Origin of the sequence: Francisella sp. XLW-1, assembly GCF_008711455.1 — a bacterium.
Taxonomy (GTDB): Bacteria; Pseudomonadota; Gammaproteobacteria; order Francisellales; family Francisellaceae; genus Francisella; species Francisella salimarina.
The window spans coordinates 275,793-291,696 of record NZ_VXKP01000001.1; the positions used below are offsets into that span (position 1 = coordinate 275,793).

Below are 15,904 nucleotides of genomic sequence, written 5' to 3' on the forward strand. Positions count from 1 at the left end.
AGCTAAATTTCTGTAAATATTTTATCTTCAGGTAGTCTAGATTTTGGTAATTTAGCATTAAAATCTTCTTCTGAAGCATAACCAACAGTTACAACCACGGATGTTTTATAACCTTTTTCTCTTAGATTAAATTCTTCGTCTATTATATTAGCTTCGATACCTTCCATTGGCGTAGCATCTATTTTCAGTGCGGATAATCCTAATAGAATATTACCAAGGGCAATATAAAGCTGCTTTTCTGTCCAAATCTGTAATTCTTGTAGTTTGTCTTTGTATGCTAGAGCAAATTTTTTGCGTACATCTCTTTGCATATTTTCAAAATCTGAAGTAGGAAATCTACCATCTTTACGCTCTTGATCAAGAAGTAGCTGTAGATATTTATCATCGATATCAGTTTTTAGGCAAAACACTATAGCCAAAGCACAGTCTTTAATATTTGTTACATTTTTTGGGTGTATATTTTCAGCAGCTTTTGAAATTTTGGCTTTTGCCTTATCAGATGTTGCTAGGATAAAATGCCATGGCTGTGAGTTTACACTTGACGGTGTGAATCTTAGCAAGTCTTTTATTTGTTGGATTTGTTCAGAGTTTAACTTTTTTGTTGGATCATAAGCTTTTGTAGTGTAGCGAGTTTTGGCATATTCGACGATATTCATAATTAAAAAGTAAAATTTTATCAAAAGATTAACTCAGTATATTTGATTCAAAAATATACAACAATGTTTTTTGAGTTATAGACTCATCTTAAAGTTATTTAGCAATTAACCCTTACAGGACATTTCCAGTTAAAGTTTTCTGGTAGCTTAGTTATTATTTTTGGGAAATCTTTTTTTAGAAATATTATTAGTGAAATTGATCTTAAAGTTTTTATATACATTAGTAACATAAATATTGAGATCATAGTTTCATAGAAATATCTCATTATTTTTATACTGCCTTTTATTTCAAAGTTTAGATAGATGATTTTATCAAAGACTATTAACACTAAAAATGCTAATAGTGTTAAAAGTATAAACGTAATGAAACTAGTTATTACTTTCCTTAGGATTTTTAAACTTGGAGTAATATAAAAAGTATTGTTTTTATTATCAAAAATAACGGCTTTTAGTTTGTTTAATTTTTTTATTTCTTGAAAAGAAAGATACTCAGTAAGTTTATTTAGTAAGTAAATATCTCTAAATCTCGGTGGAGCTATTGCAAATTCACGCTTGAGAAAGTTTTTATGATCTATCTTAAATTGCAAATACAAAGCTGCTCTAGCGATAGGGTCTGTAGTAGAGTTTATTTTCTCTATTATTTCAGCCATATCTTTTATCTTATGATGACTAAAGACATTTACTTTCTCAGTTTCACCAAATAAAAAATTAAGTGCATAATAGAGTATTGCTACAGGGATAACTAATAGTAACTTGTAGTTAGGATCAATCAAAAATTCAAATAATTCCATGGTAACTGATATCCATAATTAGCTTATAAGCAATATTTAATATTCTTTAGTTACTAAATTCAATAGTGATCTATTATGCTATTTGTTAAGTTTGTTTTTAGTGTTATTGATGTTATCTTAGATTTATCAAGATGTTCACTGTGGGTGATGGCTTTGTATAGAATAGAAACTGATAGTATGGGGGAAGTCAAAGTTGATGACAGATATTATTGGGGTGCTCAAACTCAGCGATCTATAGAGCATTTCTCTATAGGTAAGGATTTGATGCCTATAGAAGTTATCAAGGCTTTAGCCATTATCAAAAAAGCAGCGGCAATTACCAATAATGAGCTAGGTGTTTTGCCTACAAATAAGCAAGATATCATTGTTACAGTTTCTGATGAGATAATTTCTGGCCAGTTTGATAATCATTTTCCATTACATGTTTGGATGACCGGTAGTGGTACGCAGTCAAATATGAATGTCAATGAGGTTATTTCAAACAGGGCGATTGAGCTACTAGGTGGCAAAAAGGGTAGTAAATATCCTATTCATCCAAATGATGATGTCAATATGTCACAATCATCGAATGATGCCTTTCCAAGTGCAATGTATATCGCTACGGCTTTTGAGATAAATAAGCAATTATTGCCAGCTCTCGAATACATGTATGAGGATCTAAAAAGAAAGAGCAATGACTGGCGAGCTATCGCTAAGATTGGCAGAACTCATATGCAAGATGCTGTGCCGCTAACTCTCGGACAAGAATTTTCAGGCTATGCAGCGCTACTTGAGAAAAATATTCAAAGAATCAAAGAATCTTTAAAAGGTGTATATGAGATAGCTCTCGGTGGAACAGCAGTTGGTACTGGCTTAAATGCACCTAATGGTTTTGCTGAAATTGTAGCAAAACATATTGCTTCTATTACTGGGTTACCATTTGTTACAGCCACAAATAAATTCGAGGTGCAAGGTTCACATGACGCTTTAGTTGCGATTATGGGTCAGCTCAAAACTTTAGCAAATTCACTATTTAAGATTGCTAATGACATTCGCCTATTAAGCTGTGGCCCTAGAGCAGGGTTTCATGAGTTGTTAATTCCTGAGAATGAGCCTGGATCATCAATTATGCCAGGAAAGGTTAATCCTACACAATGTGAAGCTATGGCAATGGTTGCTGCTCAAGTAATGGGTTATGATGTTGCTGTTGGTATCGGCGGTTCTGCAGGATATCTTGAAATGAATGTCTATAAGCCCTTGATTATTTTTAATATTATTCAATCGATTAAGATTATTTCAGATAGTTGTGTGAACTTTACAAAATATCTTTTAGAAGGAATGATGCCAAATCATGACAAAATAGATTCTTATCTCAAAAACTCATTGATGCTTGTTACAGCTCTTAGTCCAGTGATAGGCTATGATAAAGCTTCTAAAATGGCGCATTATGCAGATAGTAACAACTTATCGTTAGCTGAGGCAAATAAAGCTCTTGGTTTTTTGTCTGAAGAGGAGTTTAGTCGAGCCGTTGATCCATACAAAATGACAAAAGGTGGTATTATATAATGGATAACTCTTTCCAAAAACAGTATCCTAATTCGATCTGCTAACTCTTGCAAGAAACCTATTTCTAGTTTAATCTTTAAGCAATTTTATATTCAAGGTACTTATTATATGATCACAACAAGATTTGCACCAAGTCCAACAGGTTTTTTACATGTTGGGGGGGTGCGTACAGCGCTTTTCAGTTGGCTTTATGCTAAGAATAAAAAAGGTAATTTTATCTTAAGAATCGAAGATACTGATTTAGAAAGGTCTACTCAGGAAGCAGTGGATGCGATTTTGGATGGTATGAGCTGGCTTGGGTTAGAAAATGATGGCGAAATTTACTATCAGACAAAGCGTTTTGATAGATATCATGAAGTTATTAAGCAATTGATAATAGAAGGTAGGGCATATTATTGTAATTGTTCTAAAGAAAGGCTGGATGAGCTAAGAGAGTACCAGCAAGCAAATAATCTTAAAACTGGTTATGATGGTAAATGTCGTGATACAGGCTATGTGCCAAAAGAGGGCGATAGTTTTGTAGTTAGATTCAAAAATCCTACTGATGGAGTTGTAAGTTGGGATGATGCTGTAAAGGGTAGGATTTCAATTGCTAATCAAGAGCTTGATGACATGATTATCCAAAGAGCAGATGGTTCACCTACTTATAATTTTTGTGTGGTTGTTGATGATATGGATATGGGTATTACACATATTATTCGTGGAGATGATCATGTTAATAATACTCCTAAACAAATCAACATATACAAAGCCTTAAATGTTAATGTCCCAGTATTTGCACATGTGCCAATGATTCTTGGCCCAGATGGAGCAAAGTTGTCTAAGCGACATGGCGCGGTTAATGTTATGCAGTATCGTGAAGATGGTTATTTACCTCAGGCTATACTTAATTATTTAGTTAGACTTGGGTGGTCGCATGGGGATCAAGAGGTTTTTTCTATAGATGAAATGATAGAATCCTTTAATTTGGAGCACATCAGTGCATCGCCATCACGTTTTGATTTTGAGAAACTTAAATGGTTAAACAAACACTATATTAAAGAGTCTAACTTTGAAGATATCAGAGATGAAGTTGAATACCATTTTGTCAAAGCTGGTTTGGATATCGCTAACGGCCCTGAGCTTCAAGATCTAGTAGCTGTTATGGCAGAAAAAGTTGACACTCTAGTAGAGCTTACAGAAAAATCAAGCTACTTTTATAGTGATGATATTACCTATGATGAAAAAGCTGTTAAAAAGCATATTAAAGCGACAACAGGTGATATATTTGTTAAGCTTTTAGAAAACTTCGAATCTTTGGAAACTCAGCAATGGCAAGATCCAGATACTTTGCATAACGTAGTTGCATCAACAGCAGAGCAGTGTGAAGTTGGTATGGGTAAAGTTGGTATGCCATTACGTATTGCTATTACAGGATCGGGACAATCACCTGATATTGGTATTACTCTGAAGCTTTTGAGTAAAGAAAAAGTGTTGTCCAGACTGCAAAAAGCAATCAAAGAGCTTTGTAATTCATAAAAAAGCAAAAATATTAACAAAATGACTTGACTAAGTTATGAAAGTCATTATAATACACATCATATCGCTGAAGACAGTGATTAAAAGTCTTAAGTCCCGTTCGTCTAGAGGCCTAGGACACCGCCCTTTCACGGCGGCAACAGGGGTTCGAATCCCCTACGGGATGCCAAATTTAAAAAGCCACCTTGAGTGGCTTTTTTTATGTCTATTAGAAAAGGTTTGAGATTTTTTTAAAACTTTTTCTAATGTGTTCCTTAATTACTATAGTTTTTAGGACTCTTATATTTTTCTAGGGCTATTCATTATGTGTTTATATATTGCAGTCCGGTAACAACTTACTATGAATATTGCTTGTATAGGTGGTACAACTATCTCTATGCAATAGATATGGTTTATGAAGATTAAAGAAATAAAATATAGTAAGAGGAGAGGGCTTTATAAGTAAATTATATAGTTGGATCTATTTATGAAAGAGGGGGTAGGTTGTATATTTATCCTGTTTATTAGCGTTATCTTTGATATGAACATCAGAACAATAATTTATAATATATTAAATTATTTGTATATAAAAGTTTGATTTTTTTAAGTTAACTTAATATAATAGTTAATTCTACTTTAACTTAGACTAATAGGAATGTGTGGTAAATAATGATGAAAAAAATAATAGGGTCTTTATTGTTTTGTGGAGCAGCTTTTGCATTTGGTTCTAATGTTGATTGGCCTCAAAAGACAAAGCTTGGTTATGTTGAAAACTTAAACTATGTTTCTGAAAATTATAAGACAACTCCATCATACCGAGAAATGGCAGAAAATAATTATAATGTTGTAGTTGTTTCTTTTTTAACGGTTGAGGGGACTAATGTAGGTTTTTTTGACAATCAGTGGAACTATGGTGGATATGCTCCATATACTGATAAGCAAGCTTTTATAAGTGCCGTTGATGATTTTCATAACTCCAGAGATGGAGCTAAAGTTTTAGTTTCTACTGGTGGATGGGAGAATCAGTGGAAGCCTGATGTTTCTCAGGTTGATTTAGTTGCAAATAATATTGTGAATTTTTTAGCAGAGCACCATCTTGATGGTATAGATTTCGATTTAGAGAAAGATGCTAATTCTAGTGCTGAATTGTTGCAGCCAGTAATATCAAAAATGAAAGATTTGGCACAACAGAGATCTAGTGAATTTCCTTATGGTTTTTTTGTGACAGCAGCACCACATTTAAAAAAACCTATTGGATGGGCGGGTGCAACAGCTCCATTTATGGATGTTGTTGTTTTGAAAGATAATCAAGGACATTCTTTGTTTGATGTGGTTATGCCTCAAGCTTATAATAATGACGATTTAGGTGAAAAAACAGAGTTGGATAATTTTAAATATATAAAAGAAGAGTTACCGAACGATGTTAAAATTGTAATATTAAAGCCTGGTAATCCAGCGATGGAACATTCGGCTGTTGGATATAAACACCCTAGCAAATTAAAGCCAGAGCTTCAAGCAATAAAAGATGATCAGTTTGTGGGGGTTGGTTTTTGGACTGCAGCTGCTGATAAATATACAGAGGATAAGAGCACTCGTAAGTGGAGGATGTTCGATGTCTTCGATATTGACTGATTCTGTGAAAATAATACACTTGGGTTGAGTGTTTTAAATTAGAGATGATATTTATTTGAGGGAGTTATTTTTGATTGTGCTGGTAATGCCGTAGTATATGGCTCCATACTTTCAGTTATTACACTGTTTGGCGATACTCTGCAGTGTTTGCCAATAGTTATATCACCTAAGATTTTAGCACCAGCTCCAATTATTACTTCATCTTCAACTGTTGGGTGACGTTTTGTGTATCTCAGCTTTGGATTTCCAGATGAACCAAGAGTTACGCCATGATATAGTGATACATGATTTCCAACTATTGCTGTTTCACCAATTACAATACCCATGCCATGATCAATGAAACAGTATGAGCCGATAGTTGCCCCAGGATGTATTTCGATTCCTGTTAGAAATCTAGATATATGAGACAGGAGTCTGCCCAAAAATTTTAATTTACAACGCCATAGTAGATTTGCGGGTCTATGAAGCAATATTGCATGTAACCCAGGATAAGCAAATATTGTCTCAAGAATGCTTGGAGCAGCAGGGTCTTGATCTCGATAGTATTGTATTAGTTTAATCATGGTGTCTCTAAGCGTTGTTGTGGTTTTATTATACTATTATAAAATCGATGTTTTAGCCATCTAAATAGGGTAGAATATTAATTGTTATTTGTATAGAGTATCAAAAGGTTGTGCTATGAATATATCTGACAATTTCAGTGAAACTATTGGTAAAACTCCATTGCTTAGGTTACATAAAATTGAGAGGTTGTTTGACTTAAAAGCCAAGTTGATTGCTAAGTTAGAGTTTTTTAATCCGCTCTCATCTGTAAAGGATAGGGTAGCTCTGAATCTTATCGAAAATGCTGAAAAGGTTGGCGATATAAAGCCTGGTGCTACAACTTTGATAGAGTCAACGTCAGGCAATACCGGGATTGGACTGGCATTTATTGCTGCTGCAAAAGGTTATGATCTAATTATTACTATGCCAGAGGCTGTATCGGTTGAAAGACGAAAATTAATACAACACTTTGGAGCCAAGCTTATCTTAACTCCTGCGGCAGAGGGTATGACTGGAGCAATTGCCAAAGCCAATGACTTGTTAAAAGAATTAAAAGATAGTGTTATATTGGGTCAGTTTACTAATCCAGCTAACCCAGAAGCACACAGGGCTTCAACAGCCTTGGAAATCTGGCAAGATACTGATGGTGAGATTGATATTTTAGTTGCAGGTGTAGGTACGGGTGGTACCATTACAGGTGTTGCCGAAGTTCTCAAGCATAAGAAATCTAGCTTTAAGGCAGTGGCTGTGGAACCTACATCTAGTCCTGTTTTATCCGGTGGTAAATCTGGTCCGCATAAAATTCAAGGTATAGGTGCTGGCTTTGTTCCAGAGATTCTAAATACATCTGTGATCGATGATATTGTTACAGTTAGTGATGTGGATGCTTTAGAGTATGCTCGTTTAGTGGCGCGTGAAGAGGGTGTGCCTGCTGGTATCTCATCAGGTGCAGCATTGAAAGCGGCAATTGAAATAGCACAACGTATAGAGAATGAGAATAAATTGATAGTAGTTATCTTTGCGTCTAGTGCCGAGAGATACCTATCGACAGCTTTATTTGTCGAAGATTAGATAGAGGTTTTTTCATACACGGCAAATGAGAAGTCAAACTCGTTTTTGTCATCTTTTTTGAATTGTTTATGGCCTATGCGTTTGTATTTAGATTTATCCCACTTAGGGAAGAAAGCATCAAGATCACTCATTTCTGTGTCGACTTCAGTTATATATAGTCTATCGGCATATTGCAAAAATTCCTCATAAATCTGAGCACCACCAATTACAAAAATCTCATAATGAGGTTTTGATTGCGCGAAGTTTAGGATTTCTTGAACACTGTTAATTATTAAACATTTGTCCTGCTTGTAGTCTTTATCTCTAGTTAGTATGATATTTTTACGGTTAGGGAGTGGGCGACCAATTGATTCAAAGGTTTTTCTTCCCATTACTATATAATTATCCTCAGTTATCTTTTTAAAGTTTTTAAGATCTTCAGAAAGTTTCCAAGCTAATGTATTCTCTTTGCCTATCCCGAGGTTTTTATCATAAGCCACTATTAGTGAAATCATTTTGATGTTAGGTTTTTACAATTATTTTGCAATATTTTAGCATTTTAAATAAATATAAAATACCTTTTGTAATTTATAAATTAAGTGTGATAAAATTTTACGGCTTGTATATTATAAGCAGAATGTTTAATTAATAAATCATGTATCTTTTAACCAAAAGTTATGTCAAAGGGTGTCGGTTTCGATATTTGGCGTGACTAAGATACTAGATATAACCCAAATAAGGAAAATCAAAATGTCTTTAATGAAAGAAATGTTATCTGCTGGTGTTCACTTTGGACACAAAAAAGCTTTCTGGAACCCTCAAATGAAAGAATACATCTTCGGTATTAACCATGGTGTACATATTATTAACCTTGAGAAAACAGTTCCTCTTTTCCAAGATGCAGTTAACTTTGTTGGTAAAACTGTAGCTAATGGCGGTAAGGTTCTTTTTGTTGGTACAAAAAGACAAGCACAAGATATCATAGAAGCAGAAGCTAAAAGATGTGGTATGCCATTTGTGAGTCATAGATGGCTAGGTGGTATGTTGACTAACTATAAGACTGTTAGACAATCTATCAAAAGGCTTGCTCAGTTAGAAAAGATGAAAGAAGATGGTACTTTAGATTCATTAACTAAGAAAGAAATGCTTCAAAATATCAGAACTATCGAGAAGCTAGAAAAAGTTCTTGGTGGGATCAAAGAGATGGGTGGCTTACCTGATGCTATCGTTGTTATTGATAGTAACAAAGAGCATATCGCTATTCAAGAAGCTCAAAAATTAGGTATCAAAGTTGTGTCTATCGTAGATACTAACTCAAACCCTGAAGGTATTGATTACATCATCCCTGGTAATGATGATGCTGTTAAATCAATATCTTTCTATATGGCAAAATTTGCAGATGCTGTTATCGATGCACAAGGTTTAGATAGAGCAGTAGAAGCAAAAGCTGAAGAAACTACAGAAGCATAAGAAACAAACAAGGATAAAACAATGTCAAATATTTCTGCTAAATTAGTGAAAGAACTTAGAGAAAGAACTGGTGCTGGTATGATGGAGTGTAAAAAAGCTCTAGTTGCTGCTGCTGGTGATATTGAAAAAGCTGCTGAAGAAATGAGAATTTCTGGACAGGCGAAAGCTGATAAGAAGGCTTCTCGTGTGGCAGCTGAAGGTGTTATCGAAGTTTATGCTGCTGATGGTAGAGCTGTTCTACTTGAAATCAACTCAGAGACAGATTTTGTTGCTAGAGATGATACTTTCAAAGCATTTGCTCAAAACGCTGTGAAAGCTGCTCATGCTGCAAAAGCTACAACTATCGAAGAGGTTTTAGCTGCTAAAACTGAGTCTGGTGAAACTGTTGAAGAAGCTCGTAAATCTTTAATTGCTAAGATTGGTGAGAATATTCAGGTTCGTAGAGTTAAAACTATCGAAGCTGGTAATTTAGGTGCTTATATTCATGGTGGTAGAATCGGTGTTGTTGCTGCTTTAGAGGGTGGTGACGATGAGCTTGCTAAAGATATCGCTATGCATGTTGCAGCTGCCAATCCTCAGTATGTTAATCCAAGCGATGTTCCTGCAGATGTTGTAGAGAAAGAGCAAGCTATTCAAGTAGAGATTGCTATGCAGTCTGGTAAACCTAAAGAAATCGCTGAAAAGATGGTTGTGGGTCGTATGAAGAAGTTCACTGGTGAAGTTAGCTTAACTGGTCAAGATTTCGTGAAAGATCCTAGCATCAAAGTTGAAAAGCTTGTTAAAGACAAGGGAGCTAAAGTAGTTAGCTTTATTCGTCTAGATGTTGGTGAAGGTATCGAGAAGAAAGAAGAAGACTTCGCGGCAGAGGTGATGAGCCAAATCAAAGGTTAATATATGTCTAATGATTCGTTAGAATGTTCTCAAAATGCTCCAAAGCTTAAGAGGGTCCTTCTTAAGTTAAGTGGAGAATCTTTATCGGCAGATCAAAGTTTTGGTATAAATGTTGAATCTGCTGCCCCTATCATAAATCAAATCAAAACTCTTGTTAACGCGGGTATTGAGCTAGCAATAGTTGTTGGTGGTGGTAATATCCTGCGTGGTGGCAGAGCTAATTTTGGTAATAAAATCAGAAGAGCTACCGCTGATTCTATGGGTATGATTGCTACCATGATCAACGCTTTAGCTTTGCGTGATATGCTTATTAGCGAAGGTGTCGATGCCGAAGCTTTTTCAGCAAAAGGTGTCGATGGTTTGTTAAAGGTGGCTAGTGCACATGAATTCAATCAGGAGCTTGCGAAGGGTAAGGTTTTGATATTTGCTGGTGGTACTGGTAACCCATTTGTGACTACAGATACTACGGCTAGTTTGAGAGCGGTCGAGGTTGGTGCAGATGCTTTGTTGAAAGCCACAACTGTTGATGGTGTGTATGATAAGGATCCTAATAAGCATTCAGATGCTAAGCGCTTTGAAAAAGTAACTTTCTCAGAGGTCGTTAGTAAAGAGTTGAATGTTATGGATTTGGGTGCATTTACTCAATGCAGGGATTTTGGTATTCCAATATATGTTTTTGATCTGACTCAGCCAAATGCTTTGATTGATGCTGTTGCTGATTCAAAACATGGTACGTGGGTTACTTTAGACTAATTGATTTTTAAAAAGGATTGTTTTTATGATAAACGAAATTCTAAAAGATGCTGAAAGCAGAATGACTAAGTCTTTAGAGGTTTTAGCAGATGATTTGGCTAAAATCAGAACGGGTCGTGCTCATCCTGATATTTTGGCTCATGTAACTATAGACTATTATGGCTCTGCCACACCGATTACTCAGGTGGCAAATGTTACAGTGCTTGACGCAAGAACGTTGGGTATTACTCCATGGGAGAAAGGCCTTTCTGGGCAAATTGAGAAGGCTATTATGACTTCTGATCTTGGTCTTAACCCAACTAACCTTGGTGATAGTTTGAGAGTTCCAATGCCTGCTCTCAATGAAGAGCGTAGAAAAGAAATGGTTAAGCTTGTTAAGTCTGAAACAGAAAGTGGTAGAGTTTCTATTAGAAATATTCGTCGTGATGCTAATAGTGACATTAAAGAGCTTCTTAAAGAAAAAGAAATAACTGAAGATGAAGCTAAGAGAGCAGAAGATAATATTCAAAAAATTACAGATAAAATGATTGCTCAAGCTGATGCGTTAGCGGTTAAAAAAGAGCAAGATTTAATGGCTGTCTAATTATTAGATTTCTTAATAAAACTTGTATTTCACTCTATTCTTTCTTATTATTTACGTAGTTTAAATATTTATATAAGTATTTGTCATGACCTTGGCTAAGGAAAGTGCTCTTAAGCATGTTGCTATAATTATGGATGGTAATGGGCGTTGGGCTAAAAGTAAGCTAAAGCCGAGAATATTTGGTCATAGAAATTCTATATCTAGTGTAGATGCTTCTATAGAGTATTGTGCTGAGCGTAATATTCAGATGTTGACTCTCTTTGCTTTTGGTCGAGATAATTGGCTTAGGCCTGCTAAAGAAGTTTCTGATTTGATGGATCTTTTCTATAAGACTCTCAAGGATAAGACTCCAAAACTACATAAAAATAATATTGTTCTTAAAGTTATTGGTGATCGATCTAGGTTGCCAGACAAGCTTGTGCGTATGATAGAGTATGGTGAGTCTGTTACAAAAGACAATACTGGGTTGCAGCTTAGGTTGGCAGTTGATTATGCTGGAAGATGGGATATTGTTACTGCTATGAAATCTATCTTTGAAGATGTAAGTAATGGTAAGATGCGTTTGAGTGATGTGACAGAAGAAAATTTTGCTAGTTATACGATCGCTGGCGAGATGCCGGTTGATTTGCTTATTCGTACTAGTGGCGAGGTTAGGTTGAGTGATTTTATGTTGTGGCAGCTGTCGTATGCTGAAATGTATTTTACTGATGTTATGTGGCCTGAGTTTACTAAGTTTGAATTTCAGAAGGCAGAAGAATATTTTAACTCACGCCAGAGAAGATTTGGTAAGAGTGGTGAACAACTTGATAAGAGGGATGTATGAAAGAAAGGATAATAACAGGAGTATTGTTAGTAATTTTTGTTTTTGCGGGGTTTGTGTATGCAAGTGACTATCTTTTTGGTGTTGGTGTCTTTTTAGTTGCAATGCTTTCGGCATATGAGTGGCTAAAGTTCACAAAGATTAGTCAGCAAGAGACAGTTAATTATCTTGTGATATTTATGATAATCTTGTTTGTTGTTTCTGAGTTTTTTGTTTATATTCAGTATGTTTTTCCAATATTTTGGCTGTATGCGATTTATAGGCTTAGTGGTTATGAGCGCCAGAAGTTTGATGCATTGTCTACCAATGAAATGTTGATACTTGGTGTTTTTGCGATTTCGCCATTTGCTGCTTCATTATATGTGTTGCACACCAATTCAATTGCTTGGATATTTATGTTTATTTTGGTTGTGGCTGGGGCTGATAGTGGAGCCTATTTTACAGGTAAAGCAATGGGTAAGCGTAAAATGCTTCCTCGCTTGAGCCCAAATAAAACTATTGAAGGTCTTTTGGGTGGTATGGCTTGTGCGGTAGTTATTGCGGTTATATTTCTTTTATTTATGGATTTGAGCATTTTTGAATATGTATCTATGGTTGTTATTTCGGCTGTGGTTGCTGCTTTGTCAGTGGTTGGAGATGTTTTTGAGAGTATGATGAAGCGAATCGCTGGTGTAAAGGATAGTGGTAATATTTTGCCTGGTCATGGTGGTGTGCTTGATAGGTTGGATGGCTATATGCCTGCCCTGCCTATTTTTGTTACATTGGGTTACCTGGCAGGTGTATTTGTTGTGTAGGAGAGCTGTTTTGAATATAGAGCTAAAAATTTTAAATAAAGACATTGTCAAAGAGGTGCCTGAATATGGCACAGAGGGTTCGGCCGCAGTTGACCTTAGAGCTTGCATATCTCAAAAAGAGTTTTTGAATCCTGGCGAGTGTAAACTTGTTGGTACTGGTATTGCAATTAATATCGCAAATTCAGGCTATGCAGCTATGATCTTACCTAGGTCAGGTTTGGGGCACAAGAAAGGTTTGGTATTGGGTAACGGTACAGGCCTTATTGATTCTGATTATCAAGGTGAATTGATGGTTTCTTGTTTTAACCGTTCTCAAGAAGTTATAGAGATAGAGCCTCTGATGAGATTTGCTCAGCTTGTTATTGTTCCCGTGGTTCAAGCAAAGTTTGATGTTGTAGAAGACTTTTCCCAACAGACAGTCAGGGCGGCTGGTGGGTTTGGTCACACTGGAGTTTGATTTATGTTTTTTAATATTCCAAATATTCTAACTTTTGGACGTTTGTTTCTGATACCTTTTATTGTAATTTGTTATTATTTTGACTTTCCTCATCATCATGGTATTACAGCTACTTTATTTTTGCTTGGGGCAGCTACTGACTGGTTGGATGGCTATTTAGCGCGTAAGTGGGAGCAAACAAGTAAATTAGGTGCTTTTTTGGATCCTGTTGCTGATAAGTTGATAGTGGCTACTGCATTATGTCTTTTTATTGAAATGTATCCTTATTGGTGGGCAACAATTCCAGCAATTATTATGATATGTCGAGAGATTTTGGTATCAGCATTGCGTGAGTGGATGGCTGAGCTTGGTCAGCGTAGTGTCGTTAAGGTGGGTGTTTGGGGTAAGATCAAAACAACAGCTCAGATGGCGGCTCTATTTATATTTTTGATTAAGCCTGCGATAGATTTTAGGTATGCGCTAGATTATACAAGTTTTACTACTTGGTTAATTCTTTTGGGTTTTGTTATGTTATATACAGCAGTGGTGTTGACTATTTATTCTATGTGTAGTTATCTGTATGTAGCATTCAAGTCTGTATTTGCAGCAAAAAAAGCTGATTAATTGGGATTGAAAGCTATTGTGACTCAGAGAAATCTAGATGCCGAGCATTACAGGAATAATTCTAAAATACAGCTTGATTTGGCTCATAGGGCTATAACTTTGTATTCTTTTGCAGGTGATGAGTCTATTTTGGATGTCGGATGTGGTGATGGTAGGTTAACAGCTTATCTGTCCCATAAAACTTCAGCACAAGTTGTCGGTATTGATCCTTCAAGGTCCATGATTGGTTTGGCTGCGAAAAGTTTTGGTAAGAATTTCTATAAGAATTTGGATTTTAGATTAGGGGCTGCTGAAGAGTGTACTCCTGATAAGTATGATTTAGTGACAGCTTTTAATTGTTTACACTGGGTGAGGGACATTGAGAAGTCTTTTGTAAGTATTTATAATAGTTTAAATGATCGAGGGTGTTTTTTATTTCATACTTTCCCCAAAGAGCAGCAATATTTTGATGTTTTTAAGGAAGTTTTAATGACTCCTAGGTGGCGAGTATATGCTAATTCTGCGATGCATAATTATTGGCTAAGTTCTGATGAGTATAGGAGATTGGCATTAGATTTAGGTTTTGTTGTAATCAAGGAAAATATTGAAGGTAGTGAGGCTATTTATACTACAAAAGATGATTTTATCAATTATGTGAGGGGGTGGTTGCAACTATATGTTAAGCTACCTGCGGATGCTGAGCTGAGTTTTATTGAGGATGTGGCGAATAGGGCTAGTTTGAAGCATTCTAGTGGACATGGAGGTTGTAGCATTCCTTATATGTCTATGTCAATGCTTTTAGGTAAGTAAGTTTTATTTTTCTTTTCTTTCTTTTGCTTTTTTGTTATTATGTCTGTCTAATGCTATTTTTGCAGGGATCATATCCTTGTGAGGCATTTGAATCAATTTAAAACAAAACTGATAAAAAACGGAGAATAATAACTAATGGCAACTATTAATCAGTTGGTGAACAACCCTCGCAAGAGATCGGTTGTTAAGTCTAAGGTTCCTGCGTTAAAGGCGTGTCCACAAAGAAGAGGTGTGTGTACTAGGGTGTATACTACAACTCCTAAGAAGCCTAACTCAGCACTTAGAAAAGTAGCTCGTGTAAGATTAACGAGCGGATTTGAGGTAACAAGCTACATTGGTGGTGAAGGTCATAACCTACAAGAGCATAGTGTTGTGCTTATCAGAGGTGGTAGGGTTAAAGATTTACCAGGTGTGCGTTACCACATTGTTAGGGGTGCTTTAGATACTTCAGGTGTTAATAATCGTAAGCACGGTCGTTCAAAGTATGGTACTAAGCGTCCTAAGTCTTAATTTGTGTTTAAAGTTTAACATTTGAAGAAGGTGTAAAAATGTCTAGAAGAAATAGAGCTCCTAAAAGAGATATTCTACCTGATCCTAAGTTTAAGAGTCAGGTTGTTGCTAAGTTTGTGAACCATATTATGCTAGATGGTAAGAAGTCTGTAGCAGAAAAGATTGTGTATGGTGCATTTGATAAAATTAAAGCTAAAGATGCATCCGCTAACGAGGTGGAAGTGTTTGAGAATGCTTTAGAAAGTGTTAGTCCGATGGTGGAAGTTAAGTCTCGTCGCGTTGGTGGTGCTACATATCAGGTTCCTGTAGAGGTTAGACCAGAGCGTCGTCAAACTCTAGGTATGAGATGGATAATTGATGCTGCGCGTAAGAGAAAAGAAAATACTATGGGTGATAGAGTTGCTGCGGAAATTCTAGAGGCTGTAGAAGGTAGAGGTGCTGCTGTCAAGAAGAGAGAAGATACTCATAAGATGGCTGAAGCTAACAAAGCATTTGCTCACTTTAGATGGTAATAGGAGAA

The 15,904-nt window shown here is 35.8% G+C and carries 19 protein-coding genes and 1 tRNA gene; 16 read left to right on the plus strand and 4 right to left on the minus strand.

Translation table 11 applies throughout. The features are described from left to right. Positions 1–2 precede the first annotated feature (2 nt). On the minus strand, positions 3–656 hold the full coding sequence (gene nfsB, locus F3D59_RS01365; RefSeq protein ID WP_150463520.1) for an oxygen-insensitive NAD(P)H nitroreductase: 654 nt from the start codon (positions 654–656) through the stop codon (positions 3–5). A gap of 98 nt (positions 657–754) precedes the next feature. Then, on the minus strand, positions 755–1,447 hold the full coding sequence (locus tag F3D59_RS01370; RefSeq protein ID WP_146421713.1) for a hypothetical protein: 693 nt from the start codon (positions 1,445–1,447) through the stop codon (positions 755–757). Between the two features lie 153 nt (positions 1,448–1,600). Here F3D59_RS01370 and fumC point away from each other — a divergent pair, with 153 nt between their 5' ends. The 4 genes from fumC (at position 1,601) to F3D59_RS01390 (ending at position 6,121) form a co-directional block, all read left to right on the plus strand. Next, positions 1,601–2,992, plus strand: coding sequence for a class II fumarate hydratase (gene fumC / locus F3D59_RS01375; protein WP_150463679.1), 1,392 nt, complete (start codon positions 1,601–1,603; stop codon positions 2,990–2,992). 108 nt (positions 2,993–3,100) lie between these two features. Next, a complete protein-coding gene (gene gltX / locus F3D59_RS01380) occupies positions 3,101–4,510 on the plus strand; it encodes a glutamate--tRNA ligase (RefSeq protein WP_150463521.1) in 1,410 nt (469 codons plus the stop codon). Between the two features lie 93 nt (positions 4,511–4,603). Continuing rightward, positions 4,604–4,679: transfer RNA gene (locus F3D59_RS01385), tRNA-Glu, on the plus strand. A 482-nt stretch (positions 4,680–5,161) separates the two neighbouring features. Further along, the gene (locus tag F3D59_RS01390) at positions 5,162–6,121 is read left to right on the plus strand and encodes a glycosyl hydrolase family 18 protein (protein ID WP_191092412.1); all 960 of its coding nucleotides are present in this window, start codon (positions 5,162–5,164) and stop codon (positions 6,119–6,121) included. Positions 6,122–6,159: 38 nt separating this feature from the next. Here the strand turns inward: F3D59_RS01390 and epsC are convergent, their stop codons facing one another. Next, positions 6,160–6,684, minus strand: coding sequence for a serine O-acetyltransferase EpsC (gene epsC / locus F3D59_RS01395; protein WP_150463523.1), 525 nt, complete (start codon positions 6,682–6,684; stop codon positions 6,160–6,162). Between the two features lie 115 nt (positions 6,685–6,799). On the opposite strand from epsC, the gene cysK reads away from it, so the two are divergent. Beyond that, positions 6,800–7,735 carry a cysteine synthase A gene (gene cysK, locus F3D59_RS01400; RefSeq protein ID WP_150463524.1) on the plus strand — a complete coding sequence of 312 codons (936 nt, stop codon included), beginning with the start codon at positions 6,800–6,802 and terminating at the stop codon, positions 7,733–7,735. Here cysK and F3D59_RS01405 read toward each other — a convergent pair. Then, a complete protein-coding gene (locus F3D59_RS01405) occupies positions 7,732–8,229 on the minus strand; it encodes a dihydrofolate reductase (RefSeq protein WP_150463525.1) in 498 nt (165 codons plus the stop codon). The genes cysK and F3D59_RS01405 overlap by 4 nt on opposite strands. A gap of 235 nt (positions 8,230–8,464) precedes the next feature. Here F3D59_RS01405 and rpsB point away from each other — a divergent pair, with 235 nt between their 5' ends. The 11 genes from rpsB (at position 8,465) to rpsG (ending at position 15,896) form a co-directional block, all read left to right on the plus strand. After that, a complete protein-coding gene (gene rpsB / locus F3D59_RS01410; protein WP_013922008.1) occupies positions 8,465–9,184 on the plus strand; it encodes a 30S ribosomal protein S2 in 720 nt (239 codons plus the stop codon). Positions 9,185–9,205: 21 nt separating this feature from the next. Next, on the plus strand, positions 9,206–10,075 hold the full coding sequence (gene tsf, locus F3D59_RS01415) for a translation elongation factor Ts (protein WP_013922009.1): 870 nt from the start codon (positions 9,206–9,208) through the stop codon (positions 10,073–10,075). A gap of 3 nt (positions 10,076–10,078) precedes the next feature. Next, on the plus strand, positions 10,079–10,828 hold the full coding sequence (pyrH, locus tag F3D59_RS01420; RefSeq protein ID WP_146421721.1) for a UMP kinase: 750 nt from the start codon (positions 10,079–10,081) through the stop codon (positions 10,826–10,828). 25 nt (positions 10,829–10,853) lie between these two features. Beyond that, positions 10,854–11,411: a ribosome recycling factor gene (frr, locus tag F3D59_RS01425; protein WP_013922011.1), complete on the plus strand. Its 558-nt coding sequence runs from the start codon at positions 10,854–10,856 to the stop codon at positions 11,409–11,411. Positions 11,412–11,496: 85 nt separating this feature from the next. Next, positions 11,497–12,234 (plus strand): polyprenyl diphosphate synthase, encoded by a 738-nt coding sequence (gene uppS / locus F3D59_RS01430; RefSeq protein WP_150463526.1) that lies wholly within the window; start codon positions 11,497–11,499, stop codon positions 12,232–12,234. Next, complete coding sequence (locus F3D59_RS01435; RefSeq protein ID WP_150463527.1) at positions 12,231–13,025, plus strand: phosphatidate cytidylyltransferase; 795 nt, start codon at positions 12,231–12,233, stop codon at positions 13,023–13,025. The genes uppS and F3D59_RS01435 overlap by 4 nt, the downstream gene beginning before the upstream one ends. Before the next feature lie 10 nt (positions 13,026–13,035). Next, on the plus strand, positions 13,036–13,482 hold the full coding sequence (dut, locus tag F3D59_RS01440) for a dUTP diphosphatase (protein WP_146421723.1): 447 nt from the start codon (positions 13,036–13,038) through the stop codon (positions 13,480–13,482). Positions 13,483–13,485: 3 nt separating this feature from the next. Next, positions 13,486–14,085 carry a CDP-diacylglycerol--glycerol-3-phosphate 3-phosphatidyltransferase gene (gene pgsA / locus F3D59_RS01445; RefSeq protein WP_150463528.1) on the plus strand — a complete coding sequence of 200 codons (600 nt, stop codon included), beginning with the start codon at positions 13,486–13,488 and terminating at the stop codon, positions 14,083–14,085. An 18-nt stretch (positions 14,086–14,103) separates the two neighbouring features. Further along, positions 14,104–14,874 (plus strand): class I SAM-dependent methyltransferase, encoded by a 771-nt coding sequence (locus tag F3D59_RS01450; protein ID WP_191092413.1) that lies wholly within the window; start codon positions 14,104–14,106, stop codon positions 14,872–14,874. Positions 14,875–15,009: 135 nt separating this feature from the next. Next, on the plus strand, positions 15,010–15,384 hold the full coding sequence (gene rpsL / locus F3D59_RS01455) for a 30S ribosomal protein S12 (RefSeq protein WP_003035357.1): 375 nt from the start codon (positions 15,010–15,012) through the stop codon (positions 15,382–15,384). Positions 15,385–15,422: 38 nt separating this feature from the next. After that, a complete protein-coding gene (gene rpsG, locus F3D59_RS01460) occupies positions 15,423–15,896 on the plus strand; it encodes a 30S ribosomal protein S7 (protein ID WP_013922016.1) in 474 nt (157 codons plus the stop codon). Positions 15,897–15,904 lie beyond the last annotated feature (8 nt).